General features: G+C 64.6%; 15 protein-coding genes. 9 read left to right on the top strand and 6 right to left on the bottom strand.

The features are described from left to right. Window positions 1-26: 26 nt before the first annotated feature. Window positions 27-923: an EamA family transporter gene (locus CH305_RS11555; RefSeq protein ID WP_094703779.1), complete on the bottom strand. Its 897-nt coding sequence runs from the start codon at window positions 921-923 to the stop codon at window positions 27-29. 72 nt (window positions 924-995) lie between these two features. On the opposite strand from CH305_RS11555, the gene CH305_RS11560 reads away from it, so the two are divergent. Next, window positions 996-1907 (top strand): LysR family transcriptional regulator, encoded by a 912-nt coding sequence (locus CH305_RS11560; protein ID WP_037150015.1) that lies wholly within the window; start codon window positions 996-998, stop codon window positions 1905-1907. Here CH305_RS11560 and CH305_RS11565 read toward each other — a convergent pair. Next, window positions 1876-2253, bottom strand: a complete 378-nt coding sequence (locus CH305_RS11565) for an SHOCT domain-containing protein (RefSeq protein ID WP_094617997.1) — start codon at window positions 2251-2253, stop codon at window positions 1876-1878. The genes CH305_RS11560 and CH305_RS11565 overlap by 32 nt on opposite strands. Before the next feature lie 150 nt (window positions 2254-2403). Between CH305_RS11565 and CH305_RS29035 the strand changes: the two genes are divergently transcribed. Then, a complete protein-coding gene (locus CH305_RS29035; protein ID WP_155292585.1) occupies window positions 2404-2580 on the top strand; it encodes a hypothetical protein in 177 nt (58 codons plus the stop codon). A gap of 490 nt (window positions 2581-3070) precedes the next feature. Beyond that, window positions 3071-3802, top strand: coding sequence for a hypothetical protein (locus tag CH305_RS11570; RefSeq protein WP_141216502.1), 732 nt, complete (start codon window positions 3071-3073; stop codon window positions 3800-3802). 116 nt (window positions 3803-3918) lie between these two features. Here the strand turns inward: CH305_RS11570 and leuA are convergent, their stop codons facing one another. Beyond that, entirely contained in the window at window positions 3919-5730 is a 1812-nt protein-coding gene (leuA, locus tag CH305_RS11575; RefSeq protein WP_032404554.1) for a 2-isopropylmalate synthase, read from the bottom strand. Window positions 5731-5893: 163 nt separating this feature from the next. Next, on the bottom strand, window positions 5894-7570 hold the full coding sequence (locus tag CH305_RS11580) for an FUSC family protein (RefSeq protein WP_143545279.1): 1677 nt from the start codon (window positions 7568-7570) through the stop codon (window positions 5894-5896). A 148-nt stretch (window positions 7571-7718) separates the two neighbouring features. On the opposite strand from CH305_RS11580, the gene CH305_RS11585 reads away from it, so the two are divergent. Next, window positions 7719-8984, top strand: a complete 1266-nt coding sequence (locus CH305_RS11585; RefSeq protein WP_032379997.1) for an aspartate kinase — start codon at window positions 7719-7721, stop codon at window positions 8982-8984. A 2-nt stretch (window positions 8985-8986) separates the two neighbouring features. Continuing rightward, a complete protein-coding gene (locus CH305_RS11590; RefSeq protein ID WP_094703782.1) occupies window positions 8987-10009 on the top strand; it encodes an aspartate-semialdehyde dehydrogenase in 1023 nt (340 codons plus the stop codon). Window positions 10010-10064: 55 nt separating this feature from the next. On the opposite strand, the gene CH305_RS11595 is transcribed toward CH305_RS11590, so the two are convergent. Next, window positions 10065-11135 (bottom strand): ABC transporter ATP-binding protein, encoded by a 1071-nt coding sequence (locus tag CH305_RS11595; RefSeq protein WP_032379999.1) that lies wholly within the window; start codon window positions 11133-11135, stop codon window positions 10065-10067. A gap of 117 nt (window positions 11136-11252) precedes the next feature. Here CH305_RS11595 and CH305_RS11600 point away from each other — a divergent pair, with 117 nt between their 5' ends. From CH305_RS11600 to CH305_RS11615, 4 genes are all read left to right on the top strand, one after another. Next, a complete protein-coding gene (locus CH305_RS11600) occupies window positions 11253-13085 on the top strand; it encodes a multicopper oxidase family protein (protein WP_094703783.1) in 1833 nt (610 codons plus the stop codon). A gap of 148 nt (window positions 13086-13233) precedes the next feature. Further along, on the top strand, window positions 13234-13644 hold the full coding sequence (locus tag CH305_RS11605; protein ID WP_094703784.1) for a DUF6855 family protein: 411 nt from the start codon (window positions 13234-13236) through the stop codon (window positions 13642-13644). A 48-nt stretch (window positions 13645-13692) separates the two neighbouring features. Then, window positions 13693-15396: an HNH endonuclease signature motif containing protein gene (locus tag CH305_RS29440; RefSeq protein WP_256983696.1), complete on the top strand. Its 1704-nt coding sequence runs from the start codon at window positions 13693-13695 to the stop codon at window positions 15394-15396. A 187-nt stretch (window positions 15397-15583) separates the two neighbouring features. Further along, window positions 15584-16396 (top strand): family 16 glycosylhydrolase, encoded by an 813-nt coding sequence (locus CH305_RS11615; protein WP_373454554.1) that lies wholly within the window; start codon window positions 15584-15586, stop codon window positions 16394-16396. Here CH305_RS11615 and CH305_RS11620 read toward each other — a convergent pair. Beyond that, window positions 16345-17253 (bottom strand): polysaccharide deacetylase family protein, encoded by a 909-nt coding sequence (locus CH305_RS11620; protein ID WP_094703786.1) that lies wholly within the window; start codon window positions 17251-17253, stop codon window positions 16345-16347. The genes CH305_RS11615 and CH305_RS11620 overlap by 52 nt on opposite strands. Between the last annotated feature and the right edge of the window lie 532 nt (window positions 17254-17785).

A 17785-nucleotide genomic window follows, 5' to 3' on the forward strand; every position in this document is an offset into this window, starting at 1 on the left:
CATTCCGCAGGCTCCACTCCCGCCCCTCACACCGGCACTTTCTCCCGCACTTCGGCGGGCCGGCGGACGACCATTCCGCCGAGGCAGCCGCCGATCACGACGACTCCGCCGATCAACGCCAGCACGGACGGGTTCTCGCCGAGGAAGATCCATGCACCGGCAATGCCCACCACGGGAACCAGGAGTGAGAACGGTGCGACCAGTCCGGCGGGGTTGCGACTCATCAGAATGCTCCAGAGGCCGCTGCCGATGATGGTGGCCGGAATCACGATGTAGGCCAACGCGACCAGGCCGGGCCAGCCCTGCGGACCGAACGACTCGGCGAGGGCCTGCCAGCCGGTGCTCGGACCCTCGACGATCGCCGAGAGCGCCAGCATCGGCACCGGTGGGATGACGGTCATCCACAGCATCAGCGTCATCGGGGAATCGGATTTGGCGAGTCTGTTCCCCAGGTTGCCGAACGCCCAGCCGAGGCCGGCGAGCAGGGTGAGGATCACCGGGAGCAGGGTGGCGTTCTGGGCACGGTCCCACCCGATCAGCACCATGCCGACCACGGCGATCGCAATGCCGATGGCCTGCCTGCGGGTGACGTGTTCGCGCAGCAGAACCGCACCGAGAACGACGGTGAACGGCGCGGACGACTGCAGCACGAGCGACGCCAATCCGGTGGGCATGCCCGCCGCCATCGCTGCGAACAGGAAGGCGAACTGAAGAAAGCCGAAGCCGAAGCCGTAGAGCAGCAACCACTTCAGTGGGACGTTCGGGCGTGGGACGAACAACACGACGGGGATTGCGATGACCAGGAACCGCAGCGCGGCGAAGAAGAAGGGTGGAAAGTGATCGAGCCCGACGCGGATGGCGAGGAAGTTCAGCCCCCACAGCACGGCGACGGTCAATCCGAGCAGGCGGTCGCGAGTGGTCATGCCGTCAATCGTGACTGGAGCAAATGATGAGCACAATCGAATATATCCGCATCAACAGTTAAGATCTTCTGTATGAACGTGGAGCGGCTTCGGATCCTGGCGGAACTTGCCGACCGCGGAACCGTGGCCGCCGTCGCCGAGGCCCTGTCGATGACGCCGTCGGCGGTGTCTCAACAGCTCAAGTTGCTGGCTCGCGAGGCCGGCGTGACACTGCTCGAACCCGATGGGCGTCGGCTGCGCCTCACCGACGCCGGCCGCGCGCTGGTGCTGCGAACCGACGATGTGCTCGCGGCCCTCGCCCGCGCCACGGCAGAGATGGATCGATACCGAGCTTCCCCGCAGGGACGCGTCCGTGTGGCACTGTTCCCGTCCGGTGCCGCGCTGCTCCTACCCGGAGTGTTGACCCGTCTCGCGGGCTCGGACGTCGACATCGATGCGCGCGACGAGGATCTGCCGGCATCGTCGGTGCCCGAACTACTCGCCGACTACGACGTGGTGCTCACCCACCGGGACGATCGGGCTCCGTCGACGGCAGGCCCGCGCATCGAAGTGACGACCCTCATGCGCGAACCCATCGATCTGGTGTTGCCTCCCGATCATGCACTGGCGCAGCACAAAACGGTTGACCTGAGAGAGCTGACCGACGAGCGGTGGATCAGCGTCCGCGGCGGATTCCCTGTGGACGACGTGCTGCTCTCTGTTGCCGCCGTCACCGGCGTCGAGCCACGAGTAGCGCAGCGTATCAACGACTTTCGAGTGACCGAGACTCTTGTTGCCGCCGGGCACGGGGTAGCGCTGATGCCGCGCTATGCCGTCGTTCATCCGGGCTTGGTGCGGCGAGAACTGTCCGGTGTGCGGGCCGGCCGCATCTACGAACTCGCCACGAGGCCCGGTGCGCGTCGACTACCGGCGATCGCCGCTGTGCTCGACGCGTTCCGACTCGAAGCCGAGTTCAGGACAGCGCTTTGGCCTTCAGTGTCCTGAACTCGTCCTGATCGATGGTTCCGTTGTCCAGCAATGCCTTTGCGTGTGCGATCTCTTCGGACGCGGAATGTCCGGCGACGTGTTTGATGTACTCCTCCTGCTGGTCCTTCGCGTGCTGTAGGGCAGCGACCTGGCGCTTGGCCATGCTGCTGCCGTTCACGATGAGGTACACCAGCGCGGTGAGGAACGGCGCAACGATGAGGAAGAACACCCACACGGCCTTGAGAACCCCGGATGTCTTGTGGTCACGGAAAAGGTCTCCGATGATCGAGAACATCACCATCAGGTACGCCACGAAGGCGAATCCGACGATGAGAAGCCAAAGAAAATCCCAGAAAGAGTCCATGGCGAACTTCCATTCCATTGTGTGCCCCGACGGCAGAATGATTGTCCCATGCGGCGTACCGGCGATGACGTCGGTTGAGAGGTTTCTCTTTGTCGAGCATTGGGTTAGCGTGGGTAACGATCCTGATCGACGAGAACCAGGGGAGGCGTAATGAAACTACTCGTGGCCAGTGGCGTGTACACCGTGTTGATGTTCGCCGTTTTCGTTCTTCTCGACAGCGGGTCCGTCTGGGAGTCCCTGCTGCAGGCGGTCGTTGCGGGAGCGGTGTTCACTCTGCTGACGTGGCTGTACCTGCGCTATGTCTCCCCCGCAAGATCGACCGGATAGCTCACGGTGCGTGCGAGAAGCCGCCCGTTCGGCGCTTGATGGTCTGAGCCGTTGGTTCGTCGGGTTCAGGCCGCTTCGTTGTAATCGATGAGTTCGGGGTGACTGATCGGTTGAGTCCGTAGATCCAATCGCGACCCGATGACGTGCCATCGGTGCGAAGCGCGCATAGGTTTGTGCAAGGAGCCGCGCAACCGGAGGTTCGGTAATGGGACACCTGTCAGCGAGTTCAGGGGCGGTTCTTCGGTTCGAAGGCCGAGGCAGGATCCTTGTCGGCGTCATGGACCGCTGCATTCCGCGCTGTGGATTCCGCGGCGACCGGTCATACGGGAGCGCGGACGCCGCTGCCCCAGCGCATGCGGCGGACCCGGGTACTCGACGCCGGTCGGTCGGACCTGCGGTCGCCGCTTCCCGCGCCGGCGGTGTCGTGGCAGTAGTGGTTCTGACGCTGGCAGGGTGCTCGAATCCCCCCGAGCAGGACACCCCAATCGACATGACCGCCTCTGCTTACCGGTCGCGCGTCGACGATGCGATCGGTGGTCAGTTCCAGATCACGATCGCCAACACCGGTGAACGACCGATTGCGGTGCACACCATCGCACTCGCGTCTCCTGGATTTGCACCCGTCGCGCCCACTGTGCGCGAGATCGAGCTGCAGAAGGGCGGCCGGATCGATATACCGACTCCGTACGGCGGGGCCCGATGCGACTCGACTGTAGGACCGTTGGCTGCGCGCCTGTCCGTGACCCGCAAAGGAGAACCGGAGCAGGATGTCGAGGTTCCGCTCGAGCAACCGTACGACATCATCGACCGCATCCATTCGGAAGAGTGCACGGCCGAGCAAGTCTTGTCGAAAGTCTCGGTGGAGCTTTCGCTTTCGTCACCCCCTCTGGTCTCGACCGATCCGCTGTTCGCCAGTGTGGTGGTGTCTCGCGGGTCTTTCGACGGACCGATTCGGGTCGACGAACTGCGGGGCAGCGTCCTCTACGACCTGACCGGTGCGCTCCCTCGAACACTGCAGTCCGACGACGATTCCCTGGTCATTCCGCTCACCATCACCACAGCGTCGTGCGAAGCGCACGTGATCGCGGACTCGAAGAAGCCATTCGTCTTTCCGATCTACCTTGCCTTCGGCGACGAAAAGCCGGTGTACGCGCGGATCCCGGTGCCCACCGACATACAGAAGCAATTGGTCGCGTACCAGGGAGCAGCCTGCTTGCGCTAGCTGTTCTTCCGGTCGACGACGACCTGCTTTCGATGGCGACCGCCACCGGGCGTCGAACCAATACGACAAAGCCGCCCATTCGCAACGAATGGGCGGCTTTACGTCGTGCAGAGAACTTATTTCAGCGCGCGGTTCACCGCCGAGACCACGGCACGCAGTGACGCAGTGGTGATCGATGTTGCGATTCCGACGCCCCAGACGGTGGTGGCGACGCCCGCAGGCGAGGTGACCGAAGCTTCGACGTAGGCCGCAGCCTGGGCGTCGTCACCCGCGGACATGGCGTGCTCGGAGTAGTCCAGCACGCTGACGTCGTAGCCGATGGTGGACAGCGCGTCGACGAAGGAGGCGAGAGGTCCGTTGCCGGATCCGGAGATTTCCTGCTCGACGCCATCGACCTTGACCGTCGCGGTGATCGTGTCGGTGCCGCCGTCGTGCTCGGCCGCGACGACCGACTGCTTGATGCGCTCGAGCGGACGGATCGGCGTCAGGTACTCCTCGGCGAAGACGTCCCACATCTCCTTGGGCGAGACCTCGCCGCCCTCACCGTCGGTGATGCGCTGCACGGCCTGGGAGAACTCGATCTGCAGACGACGCGGCAGGTTCAGTCCGTGATCGGACTTCATGATGTACGCGACGCCACCCTTGCCGGACTGCGAGTTGACGCGAATGACGGCCTCGTAGGTGCGGCCGACATCCTTGGGGTCGACGGGCAGGTACGGAACCTGCCACGTGACGTCGCCGATATCCGTACCCTGCTCGTCCGCAGTGACTTTCATTGCATCCAGGCCCTTGTTGATGGCGTCCTGGTGGCTGCCGGAGAAAGCGGTGTAGACCAGATCTCCGCCGTACGGGTGGCGCTCGGCGACGGGAAGTTGGTTGCAGTACTCCACAGTTCGGCGGACTTCGTCGATGTTGGAGAAGTCGATCTGCGGATCGACGCCGCGGGTGAACAGGTTCAGACCCAGCGTGACGAGGCAGACGTTGCCGGTGCGCTCGCCGTTTCCGAACAGGCACCCCTCGATGCGGTCTGCGCCGGCCTGGTAGCCGAGTTCTGCTGCGGCAACACCGGTTCCGCGGTCGTTGTGCGGATGCAGCGACAGCACGATGCTGTCGCGGCGATCGAGGTTGCGGCTCATCCACTCGATCGAGTCGGCGTAGACATTCGGTGTCGCCATCTCGACCGTTGCGGGCAGGTTCAGGATCAACGGCTTGTCGGGCGTGGGATCGATGATCGCGGTGACCGCGTCGCACACCTCTTTGGCGTAGGAAAGTTCTGTGCCGGTGTAGGACTCGGGGGAGTACTCGTAGCGCCAGTCGGTATCGGGGAACTTGGCCGCTTCCTCGAGAACCTTGCGGGCACCGTCGGTGGCGATCTTCTTGATCACATCACGATCGGCGCGGAACACCACTCGGCGCTGCAGGATCGAGGTGGAATTGTAGAAGTGCACGATGACGCTTCGGGCACCCTCGCAGGCGACGAAGGTGCGTTCGATCAGCTCGGGACGGCACTGCGTCAGAACCTGGATCGTGACGTCGTCGGGGATCGCGCCGTCTTCGATGATCTCGCGGACGAAATCGAAGTCGGTCTGGCTGGCCGACGGGAAGCCGACCTCGATCTGCTTGTAGCCCATCCGGACCAGCAGGTCGAACATGCGGCGCTTGCGGGCCGGGCTCATCGGGTCGATCAGAGCCTGGTTGCCGTCGCGCAGATCCACCGCACACCACTGCGGCGTCCGGTCGATGATCTTGTCCGGCCACGTGCGGTCGGGGAGGGTGATGGCTTCCACTTCCTCGGCGAACGGCCGATAACGGAACGTGGGCATCGAGGAGTTCTTCTGGGTGTTCCAGGCGGGCTGGTCGCTGGGTGCGGGCCGCGAGGGCGGGGTGATGGTGCGAGATCCCGAGGTGAATGCGTCGGCTGGTGACATGGTCTTCGTCTCTCCGTACAGATCAAAACAATGTGTTCGACCGGCGCAACGAACCCCGCGACGGGAAGCCAGTCTGGTCTCAGACCCCGTCGCGGCTGTTAAGAAGGAGAGCTCGCAGCATGGGGTGAGTGTACTACCGCAGACCGACCGCCTACCCCAGGGTTCAGGAGTCGACTTTTTCGGCGACGGTGTCGTGCCTGCGCTGCCACTGCTCGATGTCGTTCAGCCGTCCGACATCGGCCGCGGTCCAACACTGTGCGAGCAGTTCGTATCCGAGGTGATCGACCTCTGCATGGCGGGTCCACACGCGATGCGCCCAGCGGCGATCGTTGTGCGCCGCTTCGGCTCCCGCGAGCGCTGCGCCGACCAGCTCGAACTGCACGTCCCTTCGAAGCGTCAGAGTGGCTGCCGCCGTGACCGTCTCGGTTCGCAGCGTGGTCAGCAAACGGGCGGTCAGGTCCAGAACCCGCCGATCGGACCACAGCAGTGCGCGTCGAAAAGCGCCCGGCAACAACAACCACAGGGCCGCGAACGCGAGGGCAACCCCCACCGCGGTTTCGACCACCCGATCCACCACGATGCCGCCGAGCGGAGCACCCGGATGCGAGATGGTGCCCATCAACAACGCGAGCGGGGTGATGAATGTGACGGCGAGACCGTAGTTGCGCGCCACGCTGATCTCGATCGCGAACTGCAGCACCATCAGCACCACGATCACGGCGAGACCGGTCAGCGGCGAGAGATAGATTGCCGAGAACAACACCACTCCGGCCAGAGTGCCGCCGAGTCGCTGCATGCCGCGGTATGACCCGTGGACGCGATCCGGCCCCTGCTGGAGCACCAGGACTGCGCCGAGGATCGCCCAATCCGGCCTGCTCAGACCCAGCGCCACACTGATCCCGCCCGCAGCTGCCGCCGCGCAGAACACCCGGATCGCCGTGGACGCCGCGTGTGAATCTCGATGCAACGACCGCTTCAACCGATAGCCGATGCTCGGACGAGCCAGCGGCAGTTGATCTCGTGCCGATTCCGCCTCGTTCTCGGGGTCCGGCACGGTGCCGGCGCGCGCCGACGTGGCAGCCGCAAACGCGAGATGGGCGTCGAACAGCGTCTGTACCAGCGGAGGGCGCGAGGTCGCGCGCGCGGATCCGGCCTCGTACACCGCGGCCCACGCCGCGTGCAGACGGGAGGCGGCAGTGTGCCGATCGGCGACGGAGGCCGTCGGCGCGCTCGTGTATTTCTCGATCGCGGCCACCGCCGCACCGACCGCCGCCCGTTCGGGTCCTTTCGGATCCCGCACCACCCCGGACATCGCGACCACCAGCGCCGACGCGACGCCGATAGACGCACAGACGGCGCCGCGGGTCGCGCTGATGTCGGCGGCAGGGAGGTACGACGCGACCGCGCACACCAGCACGAAGAAGAAGGCCCCCGGCGGACCGAGTCGAAGCGCCGCAACGACGTAGACCGCAACGAGTGCGAGAACCGACAGCACGGCCACCGGAATCATCCGGGCCCACCCGGTCTCGCCGAAGTCGAGGGCGAGCTGCCCGGCCGTCGCGCCGAGCCACACCGAGGCCACGAGCGCGCCGCCTGCAATCAGCACTACCCACCAGCGCGATCGATAGGGGCGACCCTCGCCGTAGATCACCGCAAAACTGCCCGAGACCACCAGTAGTGCCTCGGTGTGGAACCCGAGCAGCCACGCCACGATCGCCGGAACCCCGAACGCCAGCGCCGAACGCAGACCGCCCGGCCAGCGGCGGCCGACAGCGGGCAGCCCGAAGAGCACCCGCAGACCTCGGGCCGGCGGTGGTGGGAGATGTTCTGGAACGGTCACTCGAACATGTTAGGACAGGCGAAGCCGCAGGCAGACCACCCTGAAATCCCAGCTCGGAGCTACCCGGACCACTGTTCGGGCCGCTCGCTCGGTAAGGTGACCCGCGGACAATCGAACGATTGTCGGCTATCCAGCGGAGGTAATACGCGTGGCTCTCATCGTCCAGAAGTACGGTGGATCGTCGGTGGGGACCGCCGAACGTATCCGACGCGTCGCTGAACGAATCGTCGAGACCAAGAAGGCGGGCAACGACGTTGTCGTCGTCGTGTCGGCGATGGGCGACACCACCGACGAACTGCTCGACCTGGCACAGCAGGTGTGCCCGGCCCCGCCTGCTCGCGAGATGGACATGCTGCTCACCTCGGGTGAACGCATCTCCAACGCGCTGGTCGCGATGGCCATTCATTCGCTCGGTGCCGAGGCGCGGTCGTTCACCGGTTCCCAGGCAGGCGTCGTCACCACCAGCGTGCACGGAAACGCCAAGATCATCGACGTCACCCCCGGCCGCGTGCGCAGCGCGCTCGACGAAGGCTCGATCGTTCTGGTCGCTGGATTCCAGGGCGTCAGCCAGGACAGCAAGGACGTCACCACGCTCGGTCGTGGTGGGTCCGACACCACCGCCGTCGCGCTCGCCGCGGCGTTGAACGCCGATGTCTGCGAGATCTACACCGACGTCGACGGCATCTTCACCGCCGACCCGCGCATCGTTCCCAACGCTCAGAAGCTCGACACCGTCTCGTTCGAGGAGATGTTGGAGATGGCCGCCTGCGGCGCGAAGGTGCTCATGCTGCGTTGCGTCGAATATGCCCGTCGCTACAACGTTCCCGTACACGTGCGCTCGTCGTACACCACAAAACCCGGAACGATCGTCTCCGGATCTATGGAGGACATTCCAGTGGAAGAAGCAATTCTCACCGGCGTCGCACACGATCGCAGCGAGGCGAAGGTCACCGTCGTCGGTCTGCCCGACACCCCCGGGTACGCCGCCAAGGTCTTTCGCGCCGTCGCCGATTCGGAAATCAACATCGACATGGTGTTGCAGAACGTCTCGAAGATCGACACCGGTAAGACCGACATCACCTTCACCTGCCCCAAGGCCGACGGCCCGACGGCGGTGGAGAAGCTCACCAAGCTGCAGGCCGAAATCGGCTTCGCGCAGGTGCTCTACGACGATCACATCGGCAAGGTCTCGCTCGTCGGTGCCGGCATGAAGAGCCACCCCGGCGTCACCGCGACGTTCTGTGAGGCCCTTGCCGACGCCGGTATCAACATCGATCTCATCAGCACCTCCGAGATCCGTATCTCGGTGCTGTGCAGCGACACCCAGCTCGACGAAGCAGTGCGCGCGTTGCACGCCGCCTTCGATCTGGGTGGCGACGAAGAAGCCGTAGTACACGCAGGAACAGGACGATAACCATGACCACAGTTGCAGTAGTCGGAGCCACCGGCCAGGTCGGTGCCGTCATGCGAACCCTGTTGGAGGAGCGTAACTTTCCCGCCGACACCGTTCGATTCTTCGCCTCCGCGCGCTCGGCGGGCAAGAAGCTGCCGTTCCGCGGCGAGGAGATCATCGTCGAGGACGCCTCCACCGCCGATCTGACCGGCATCGATATCGCACTGTTCTCGGCAGGAGCCACGCTCTCCCGTGAGCAGGCACCGCGCTTCGCCGCTGCAGGTGCCACCGTCATCGACAACTCGTCCGCGTTCCGCAAGGACTCGGACGTGCCGTTGGTGGTCAGCGAGGTCAACCCCGAGGCAGCGAAGAACCCGCCGCGCGGCATCATCGCCAACCCCAACTGCACCACCATGGCCGCCATGCCGGTGCTCAAGGTGCTGCACGACGAAGCCGGCTTGCAGCGACTGATCGTCTCGAGCTACCAGGCCGTCTCCGGTAGCGGACTCGCCGGCGTCGACGAGCTCGCCACCCAGGCGCGCGCCGTCATCGACGACGTCGAAAAATTGGTGCACGACGGTTCGTCGGTCGATTTCCCGGCCCCGAACAAGTACGTCGCGCCCATCGCCTTCAACGTCCTGCCCTTGGCCGGCGCGTTGGTGGACGACGGATCCGGCGAGACCGACGAGGACCAGAAGCTGCGCAACGAATCGCGCAAGATCCTCGGACTGCCCGACCTGCTGGTCAGTGGCACCTGCGTGCGCGTGCCGGTGTTCACCGGGCACTCGCTGTCGATCAACGCCGAGTTCGATCGTCCGCTCTCGGTGGAGCGTGCTCGTGAATTGCTGGCCTCGGCACCCGGTGTCTCGTTGGTCGATGTGCCGACGCCGTTGCAAGCCGCAGGCAAAGACGACTCCCTCGTCGGCCGCATCCGTCAGGACCCGGGCGTTCCCGAGGGCCGCGGACTTGCGTTGTTCGTCTCGGGCGACAACCTGCGTAAGGGTGCCGCGCTCAACACCATTCAGATCGCCGAGCTGCTGGTCTGAGGTCGTGCGCGTTGTGCGTAGCTGGAATTACGCACAACGCGCACGAGGAGGGTGATCAGTTCAGGCGGTGACCTTCGGCGGAGGCGTCGAAGATGTGCGCGTGCGCGTCGTCGATGCGCACATGGACGCGGTCGCCCTTCTCGGGCGGGCTACGCCAATCGGCCCGAGCGACAATGGTTTCGGACTTGCCGTTGATGTCCGCTCGTCCGAACACGAAGGCCTCGGAACCGAGCTCCTCGACGACGTCGATCTCGAGAGCTATTCCGCTGTCGGCAATCTCGATGTGCTCGGGCCGAATACCGAACATCACCTCGGTGGCCGAGCCCAGAGTCTGACGCGGCACCGGAATCACCTGATCGGCCAGGCGGACGCCGCCGTCGGTGACCGGAGCGCGGAACAGGTTCATCGACGGCGAGCCCATGAACCCGGCGACGAACGCGTTGACCGGGGTGCGGTAGAGCTCGCGGGGAGTGGCGCACTGTTGCAGCACACCACCTTTCAGGACGGCGACGCGATCACCCATCGTCATGGCCTCGACCTGATCGTGGGTGACGTACACCGTAGTCGTGCCGAGCCGACGCTGTAGCTGTGCGATCTGTGTCCGCGTCTGAACCCTCAGTTTGGCGTCGAGGTTGGATAGCGGCTCGTCCATCAGAAACACCTGAGGTTGCCGGACTATGGCGCGGCCCATGGCAACTCGCTGACGCTGACCGCCGGAGAGGGCCTTCGGCTTGCGATCCAGGTACGGCTCGAGGTCGAGCAGCTTCGCGGCCTCCTCGACGCGAGTGCGAATGTCTTCCTTGTTCGCCTTCGCCAGCTTGAGCGCGAACCCCATGTTCTCGGCGACGGTCATGTGCGGGTACAGCGCGTAGTTCTGGAACACCATCGCGATGTCGCGATCCTTGGGCTCGGAATTGGTGACGTCCTTGCCGCCGATGAGGATGCGACCGGAATTGACCTCTTCGAGCCCCGCGAGCATCCGGAGCGACGTCGACTTGCCGCAGCCGGAGGGGCCGACCAGAACGAGGAACTCACCGTCCTCGATGTGCAGGTCGAGCTCGTTCACCGCGGGGGTGTCGGAGCCGGGAAAAAGCCTGGTCGTGCGCTCGAACGAGATTGTTGCCATGACGAAATAGATCCCTCCACCGGCAGGAACGTGCCGGACGATCCGAGTGTGGGGTGACGGCGGGAGCCGACCAGCACATAGTATGGGCCCAATCACAACCAGGAGGAAGGTGGCCGGGTGAGCGGCTCCGTGTCCAGACGAACCGCCCTACGCGGGCTGGCGGCGGCCGCAGTGGCAGCCGGCGCAGCAGCACTACCCGTGGCATCGACGACCCGTCGAGCACTGGCCGACGACTTCCTCCGCGGGCAGAGTCCTCTCCTCTTCCATTCGCCGCCGCTGACGCCGTTCCGTGACGAACTGCCGCGATTGCCACTCATCAGCGGTACCGAGGTCACGCTCGACGCACACAGCGCAACTCATGCCTTCCATGCCGACCTGCGACCCGGTCCCACGTTCGGCTACGGCCAGTGCGACTACCTCGGGCCCACCATCGAGTCGCAGCAAGGCCAGCCCTGGACGCTGAAGTACTCGAACACCACCGCCGGTAACCCTCTCGCCGCCGACATCGACACCTCGCTGCACGGCATGAGCGAGATGGATCGCACGATGACGCCGACGTCGCTGCACCTGCACGGCAGCATCACCGAGCCGGCGAGCGACGGTCACTCGGAGATGCTGGTGCGCCCGGGCGAGTCGATGACGCACAGCTTCCCGGGTCTCAACGACGCCGCAGGACTGTGGTACCACGACCACGCCATGTCGATGACGCGCATCAACGTTTATGCGGGCCTGCTCGGCATGAACCTCGTCCGTGATCGTTGGGACACCGGCACCTCCGACAATGCCCTCGGACTGCCCTCGGGTGAGTTCGAGCTGCCGCTGGTGCTGCAGGAAAAGATCATGAATCCCGACGGCAGCATGAGCATCCGCTCCAACATCACTGTGCCGCAGGGTAAGTGGGAAGGCGGCGGCACCGGCGACGTGGGCGTCGTCAACGGCAAGATTTGGCCGACGATGGAAGTCGCCCGCGGGATGTACCGGCTGCGCCTGGTCAACGCCGGGTCGTACAGTGTGTGGAACCTGTTCTTCACCAACAAGTTACGATTCTGGGTCATCGGGAACGACGGGGGATTGCTCGACGCCCCGGTGGAAACCACCAGCATCCGCCTTGCGCCTGCCGAACGCGCCGACATCCTGGTCGACTTCGGTGCCGTCGAAGCAGGGGCGTTGGTCGAGTTGCTCAACGACGAACCGCCACCGGCTCAGGCGGCGTCGCTCGGAGCTGTCCCGATGCCGATGTTCTGCCAGTTCCGCGTCGCGTCCGCGGCGGGGTTCCGGGGCGGTATGCCGTCGTTGCTGCGCGGAGGAAAGGGGCAGCCGGATGTGTTCCCGCCGTTGCCGACCCCCACCTTTACCCGCACCGTCACCGTGAACCAGCCCTCCAGTGGGCTGAACCTGGACATGACGCTGATGAACCTGAACAACCTGCGGTACTCCGACCCGGACATCGAGATGCCGAAGCAGGGCACCGTGGAGATGTGGAACATCGTCAACACGACGGTCGAACCACACCCGATTCACCTGCACCTGGCGCACTTTCGGACGCTGGGACGTATTCCGATCGACCTCGCAGCGTACCAACGCGACTTTCCCCGGCCCACGTTCGGCACCAGATGGGCTCCGCCGGTGGAGAAGTTCCTCACCGGTCCATCGGTGCCCCCGGCCACCTGGGAAGCCGGGTGGAAGGACACCGTCAACACGTACCCGGGCACCGTCACCCAGATCCTCGTCCGATTCCCGACGGCCGACGAACTCGGGTTCGACCCCGACGCCACCTTCGCGGGACCGGCAGCGCACCACGGCGGTAGCGATATGAGCGGCCACGATATGGGCGGTCATGACATGCCGGCTTCGGGTCCATCCGAATTGCAGGGGTACATGTGGCACTGCCACATGCTCGATCACGAGGACCACGAAATGATGCTGCGGTACCGCACCGTCGCTCCGTGACGTAGTCACCCGAACCTGTCCGGGGTCGGGGGCTGGTTGCGTTCACCGTCCGGTCGGCCCACACTGACCGAGCCGCGTAAGGCAATCACCGTGCTCGGTCGATCTTTCTGCCCATCGGCTGACTGCGACAGCGGAACGGACCCCGGCCATGACCAGCGGAACCAAATCCGACCCGTGGGCTCTCACCACCGCCCCCGGCACCTCGGCGTACACCATGTACCGCGATCCCGACCACGAGCCACCTGCCCTCGTATGCCAGGTGGGGTCGACGACACTGCGATACCGCATCGAGGCAATCGAGGCAATCGAGGATTTGCACGGCTGGCTCACCGAACGTGCCGACTGGGTATTGCTCGGTGCCGCAGACGAGAAGAAGCCGGCTGCTCCTGACACGGTCGAAGCGTGGGGGCGCTCAGAGGACAACCCGGTCGGCGGTTGGTACGGGCTCAGGAACGGATACCGCGGCCGGTTCGGGATGTACCTGCCGCCGCTCCTCGAAGAGCTCGGCCTGGCCGAGCTCACTCACAACGCCCGGAACAACAGCATGCGTGCCCTGTAGAGCGGTCATCGAAAAAGTGTGTCGGTGGGTGGGTATAGCTTTCGTGGTGTGAAGACATGGGGGGATGTGTTCGGGCTCGCGGACCAGGAATTGGTCTCCGCGCTCGCTGACGTGACCTCCCTCGAAAACGCGTTCGCTGCAACCAGATTGACGCTTCTCGCCGAAATCGACCGACGCGGCTTGGCGATGAAACTCGGGCACTCGTCCGTCACCCGCTGGTACGCCCGATCGGTCCGGATCACCGACGGATCAGCGGCCCGCCAGAACGCACTGGGGTACTGGCTGCACGATCACCACACTGTGCTCGACGCCCTCGCCTGCGGTGAGATTCACGCCGCTCACGCCGCAGCAATCGCCGAGGGCTACGACGTCGTCCTGCTGGCAGACCCCACCCTCGACGAGCAACGACGCGACGCAATCGTCGCCGAACTCCTCGACACCGCGATACGCAATACCGCCGGTCAGGTCACCTCACGTGCGCAAGCACTGGCGCACTCTGCGGCGGACGACGCCCGAGCTCGACACGAGAAGGACCGACGCGAGCAACAACAACGAGAGCAGGAAAAGAGGGAGCCGGAGCATCAAGGTCAGGCGGGACGGAGCGATCACTCAGCGACTCCAAGCGGCAGGCTACCCAATCCGGAACCGCCTGCACCCGAGCCTGTTCCGCCGACTCCTGCACCGCGACCGGTGTCGGAGAACCCGGACCTGAACCGATTCGATCTTCATCCTCTCGCGAACGGTCGTTATCAATTCGGTGGCAACGCCGACCGATTGCTGGCCGAGAAACTGCTCACCGCCCTGTCGGCGTTGACTGCACCGCGGCCAGGTCCCGGTGGCGAACGCGATCCACGTAGCCCGTCGAAGCGGCGAGCCGATGCACTCGATCACATTCTCGACCGGCACCTGCGCGGCAGCACCCGCGGGTCGGCAGGTGAGTCGCGGGCGTCGGTGCACCTGATCGTTCCGCTACGAGACTTGCTCGCCCACGGCGGCAAGGAGCAACCCGGAAGTACAACAACGGATTCGACGAGAACCGGTGCCGGCTACGACAGGGTCGGTTCCAGCGTTGATGCAGTGCGCCACGAAGAGGGCGACAGCACCGGTCCCACCGACCCGCGTTCCGATGGCGCTGCCCGAGGCGATACCGACGCTCGCGGCGACGCAGCAACCGGTGGTGATACTGCCGGTGGTGATCGTGCCGCGCAGAAGTCTGCGCCCGAGCCGGGCGACGCCGGTGCTCGCCGCGGAGCAGCAGCCGGTAGCGATACTGCCGGTGGTGGTGGCGGGCAGAAGTCTGCGCCCGAGCCGGGCGACGCCGACTGGCCGTTCCACCTCGACTGGACCGGCCCGATCAGTCGCTTCCTTGCCGAACTCCTCACCTGCGACGCCGACCTGACCCCCGTCATCGTCGACCACCTCGGCGTTCCGCTCGCCCTCGGGCGCACCACCAGACTCGCCAGCGATGACCAACGCATCGCCCTGACCATCCGCGATACTTGCTGCGTGATGTGCGGCCGACCGGCGCAGTGGTGCCAGGCCCACCACGTGAAGTTCTGGGAAGACGGCGGCGCAACCGATCTGAACAACCTCGCGCTGGTCTGCGGGGAATGCCACCGACTCGTCCACCACGGCGACTGGCAACTGATCATGGGCGAGGACGGACACCCGTACGCCATCCCACCCGAATCCGTCGACCCCAGAAGACAACCCATCCCCACCTACCACCGACGAAAACGACGCGCAGCCTGATCATCGGCCGACTCGAGCAATTCGATAGTCGTGTAAAAGGTTTGACGATGCCGCATGTCCGATAGATGACGCGGTCAACCTCGGACCGAGACTTTTCGGGTCCGTGGGCCTACATTCGGCGCGTGAACCTCCGAGTGAAGGCGTGTGCCGCGCTGGCCTGTGTGGCCGTAGTTCTCGGCGCTACTGGGTGCAGCGCGTCGGGCCGGCCCGGTCCGACTCCCGGAGCGCGTTCTCGTTTCGCGACGACTTTGCAGGGCCGGCGGGGACGTCCCCCAACACGCAGATCTGGGCCACAGATATCGGGAACGCCGAATTTGACGGTTGGGGAAACAGGGAGCTGCAGTACTACACAAGCGGAGCAGACAACGTGTCGCTCGACGGCCAAGGCAACCTCGCCATCACCGCCCGTCGCACTCCGGCAGGTATGTATGCGCCGTGCTGGAACGGCGATACATGTCCCTACACCTCGGGACGGGTGAATTCGATGGGCACGGTGAGTCTGGACATCGGACATGCGGAGGTTCGCATGAAAGTGTCTGCGGGATTGGGGTTGTGGCCGGCATTCTGGATGTTGGGTGGCTCGCCCGATTCATGGCCGGACGACGGAGAGATCGATGTGGCCGAGATCGTCGGTATCGAACTCGGCATCGTCAACGGCACTGTGCACGGTCCGGGCTATTCCGACGGTAGAGGTATCACCGGCGAGTTCGACTCGGAGGTGCATCTATCGGCCGATTTCCACACCTGCGCCGTCGACAAGAGTGCCGACTCGGTGAGCTGGTCTCTGGATGGGACAACGTATTTCGAGGTTCATCCCGAAGACCTACCGCCCAGTGCTACCTGGGTGTTCGATCGGCCCTTCTATCTGCTGTTGAACCTTGCGGTGGGTGGAACCATGCCCGGCGATCCTGACTTGTGGACGCCGTTTCCGGCAACTCTGTTGGTGGACTACGTGTCGTTGGATGGCATCGACGCTTCCGCGGGTACCACTGCGCGATAGTGCGATGTGATGGCGCCCGGGGTGGTGAACCAGACGCCGTCGCTGTTGTCGGTCATGTGCTTCAGCGCCGAACGGAACCGTCGAAGTCTGTAGGGCTGTCCAGTCAGGAAAGTGTGCAGGGAGATCGCCAGCACCACGGGTTGGTGCGACGAGTTCTCCTTCAGCTCGTCGAAGCTGTCGATGATGTTGTGCTCGAACGCTTCTGCTGTCTGGTGGTGGTGAATGAACACCGGGAGATCGTTGACCTCGTGGGGATACGGGACGCTCAGCAATGGGCCGCCCCGGGTCTCTAGCCACACGGGTTGATCGTCGATCGGCCAATCCAAGGTGTACTCGTAACCGCGTTCGGCGAGCAGATCTTCGGTCACGCGGCTGGGGTTGGCGCCGGGACTCATCCACCCGCGAGGCGGCGAGCCTTCGTGATGTTCGATAGCTGTCGTCACCTCGTCGATCGAGCGGCGCTCGGCGTCCTGGTCCAGATCGTTCGGTTGGACGGCATTGGTTCGGCCGTGCGCGACGATCTCGGCATCGAGCCCACGGAAAGCGTCGACCAGCCGTGGGGCATGCTCGTACACCTCGGTGTTCACGAGCAGAGTCGGACGAACTCCGCTCTGCTGCAACGTCTCTGCGATCCGAAAACCACCCACGCGGTTCCCGTATTCGCGCCAGCCCCAGTTGTAGGTATTGGGCTGCTCCATCGCGGGCGTGTATCCGAGCCCGGGTTCGCCGTCGTCGTAGGGAAAGTGTTCGCAGTTGACGGCGACGTACACCGCGAGGCGCGCGTCACCCGGCCAGTCGAACTGTGGCCGATCGACGATGGGGGAGTAGTCGAAGCGTCCGTGGGAGGCGAGAGGCATACCGGCAGAATTGCCCGTGGCTCATCGGCGCAAACTGCTGCACGGTCGATCCATCCCATCGACTGCGGGTGCGAACAGTTACGCAATCTTTCGGATTCGGCGGATGCTTCTGCTGTTCTGCGGATGTAGACGCAGATGAGCGGCTAAATTTGGCGCATGTCGAACCAGTTCTACGGTGGCAACCACGTCCACCATCACTATCACGCGCAAGGCCACGCGACTCCGTCCCAACGTCCCGTGGACACCCGGTCTGTGTGGCGTCAGCACCCTTTCGTAGGTGCACTGGTCGCGGTGATCGGGGTTTTTCTGGCTCTCGGATTCATTGTGAATTTTTGGTATATCGCGCTGCCCGCCGTCGCCCTGGGTGGCGGTTGCTATATAGGTGTCAAGACAGTGAAGAAGCAGCGAGCAACTCAGTCAGCGCTTGCGGCGCGTGCACAGGCGGAGCACGAGGCGTATTCCAGAGGGGACGTTGAGGGTCTGTACGGCCAGTACACGCCTCCAAAGATCTAGCGCGGTCACCGTAGGTCCG

This window comes from Rhodococcus sp. 15-649-2-2 (assembly GCF_002258645.1).
In the GTDB taxonomy this organism is placed as follows: domain Bacteria; phylum Actinomycetota; class Actinomycetes; order Mycobacteriales; family Mycobacteriaceae; genus Rhodococcoides.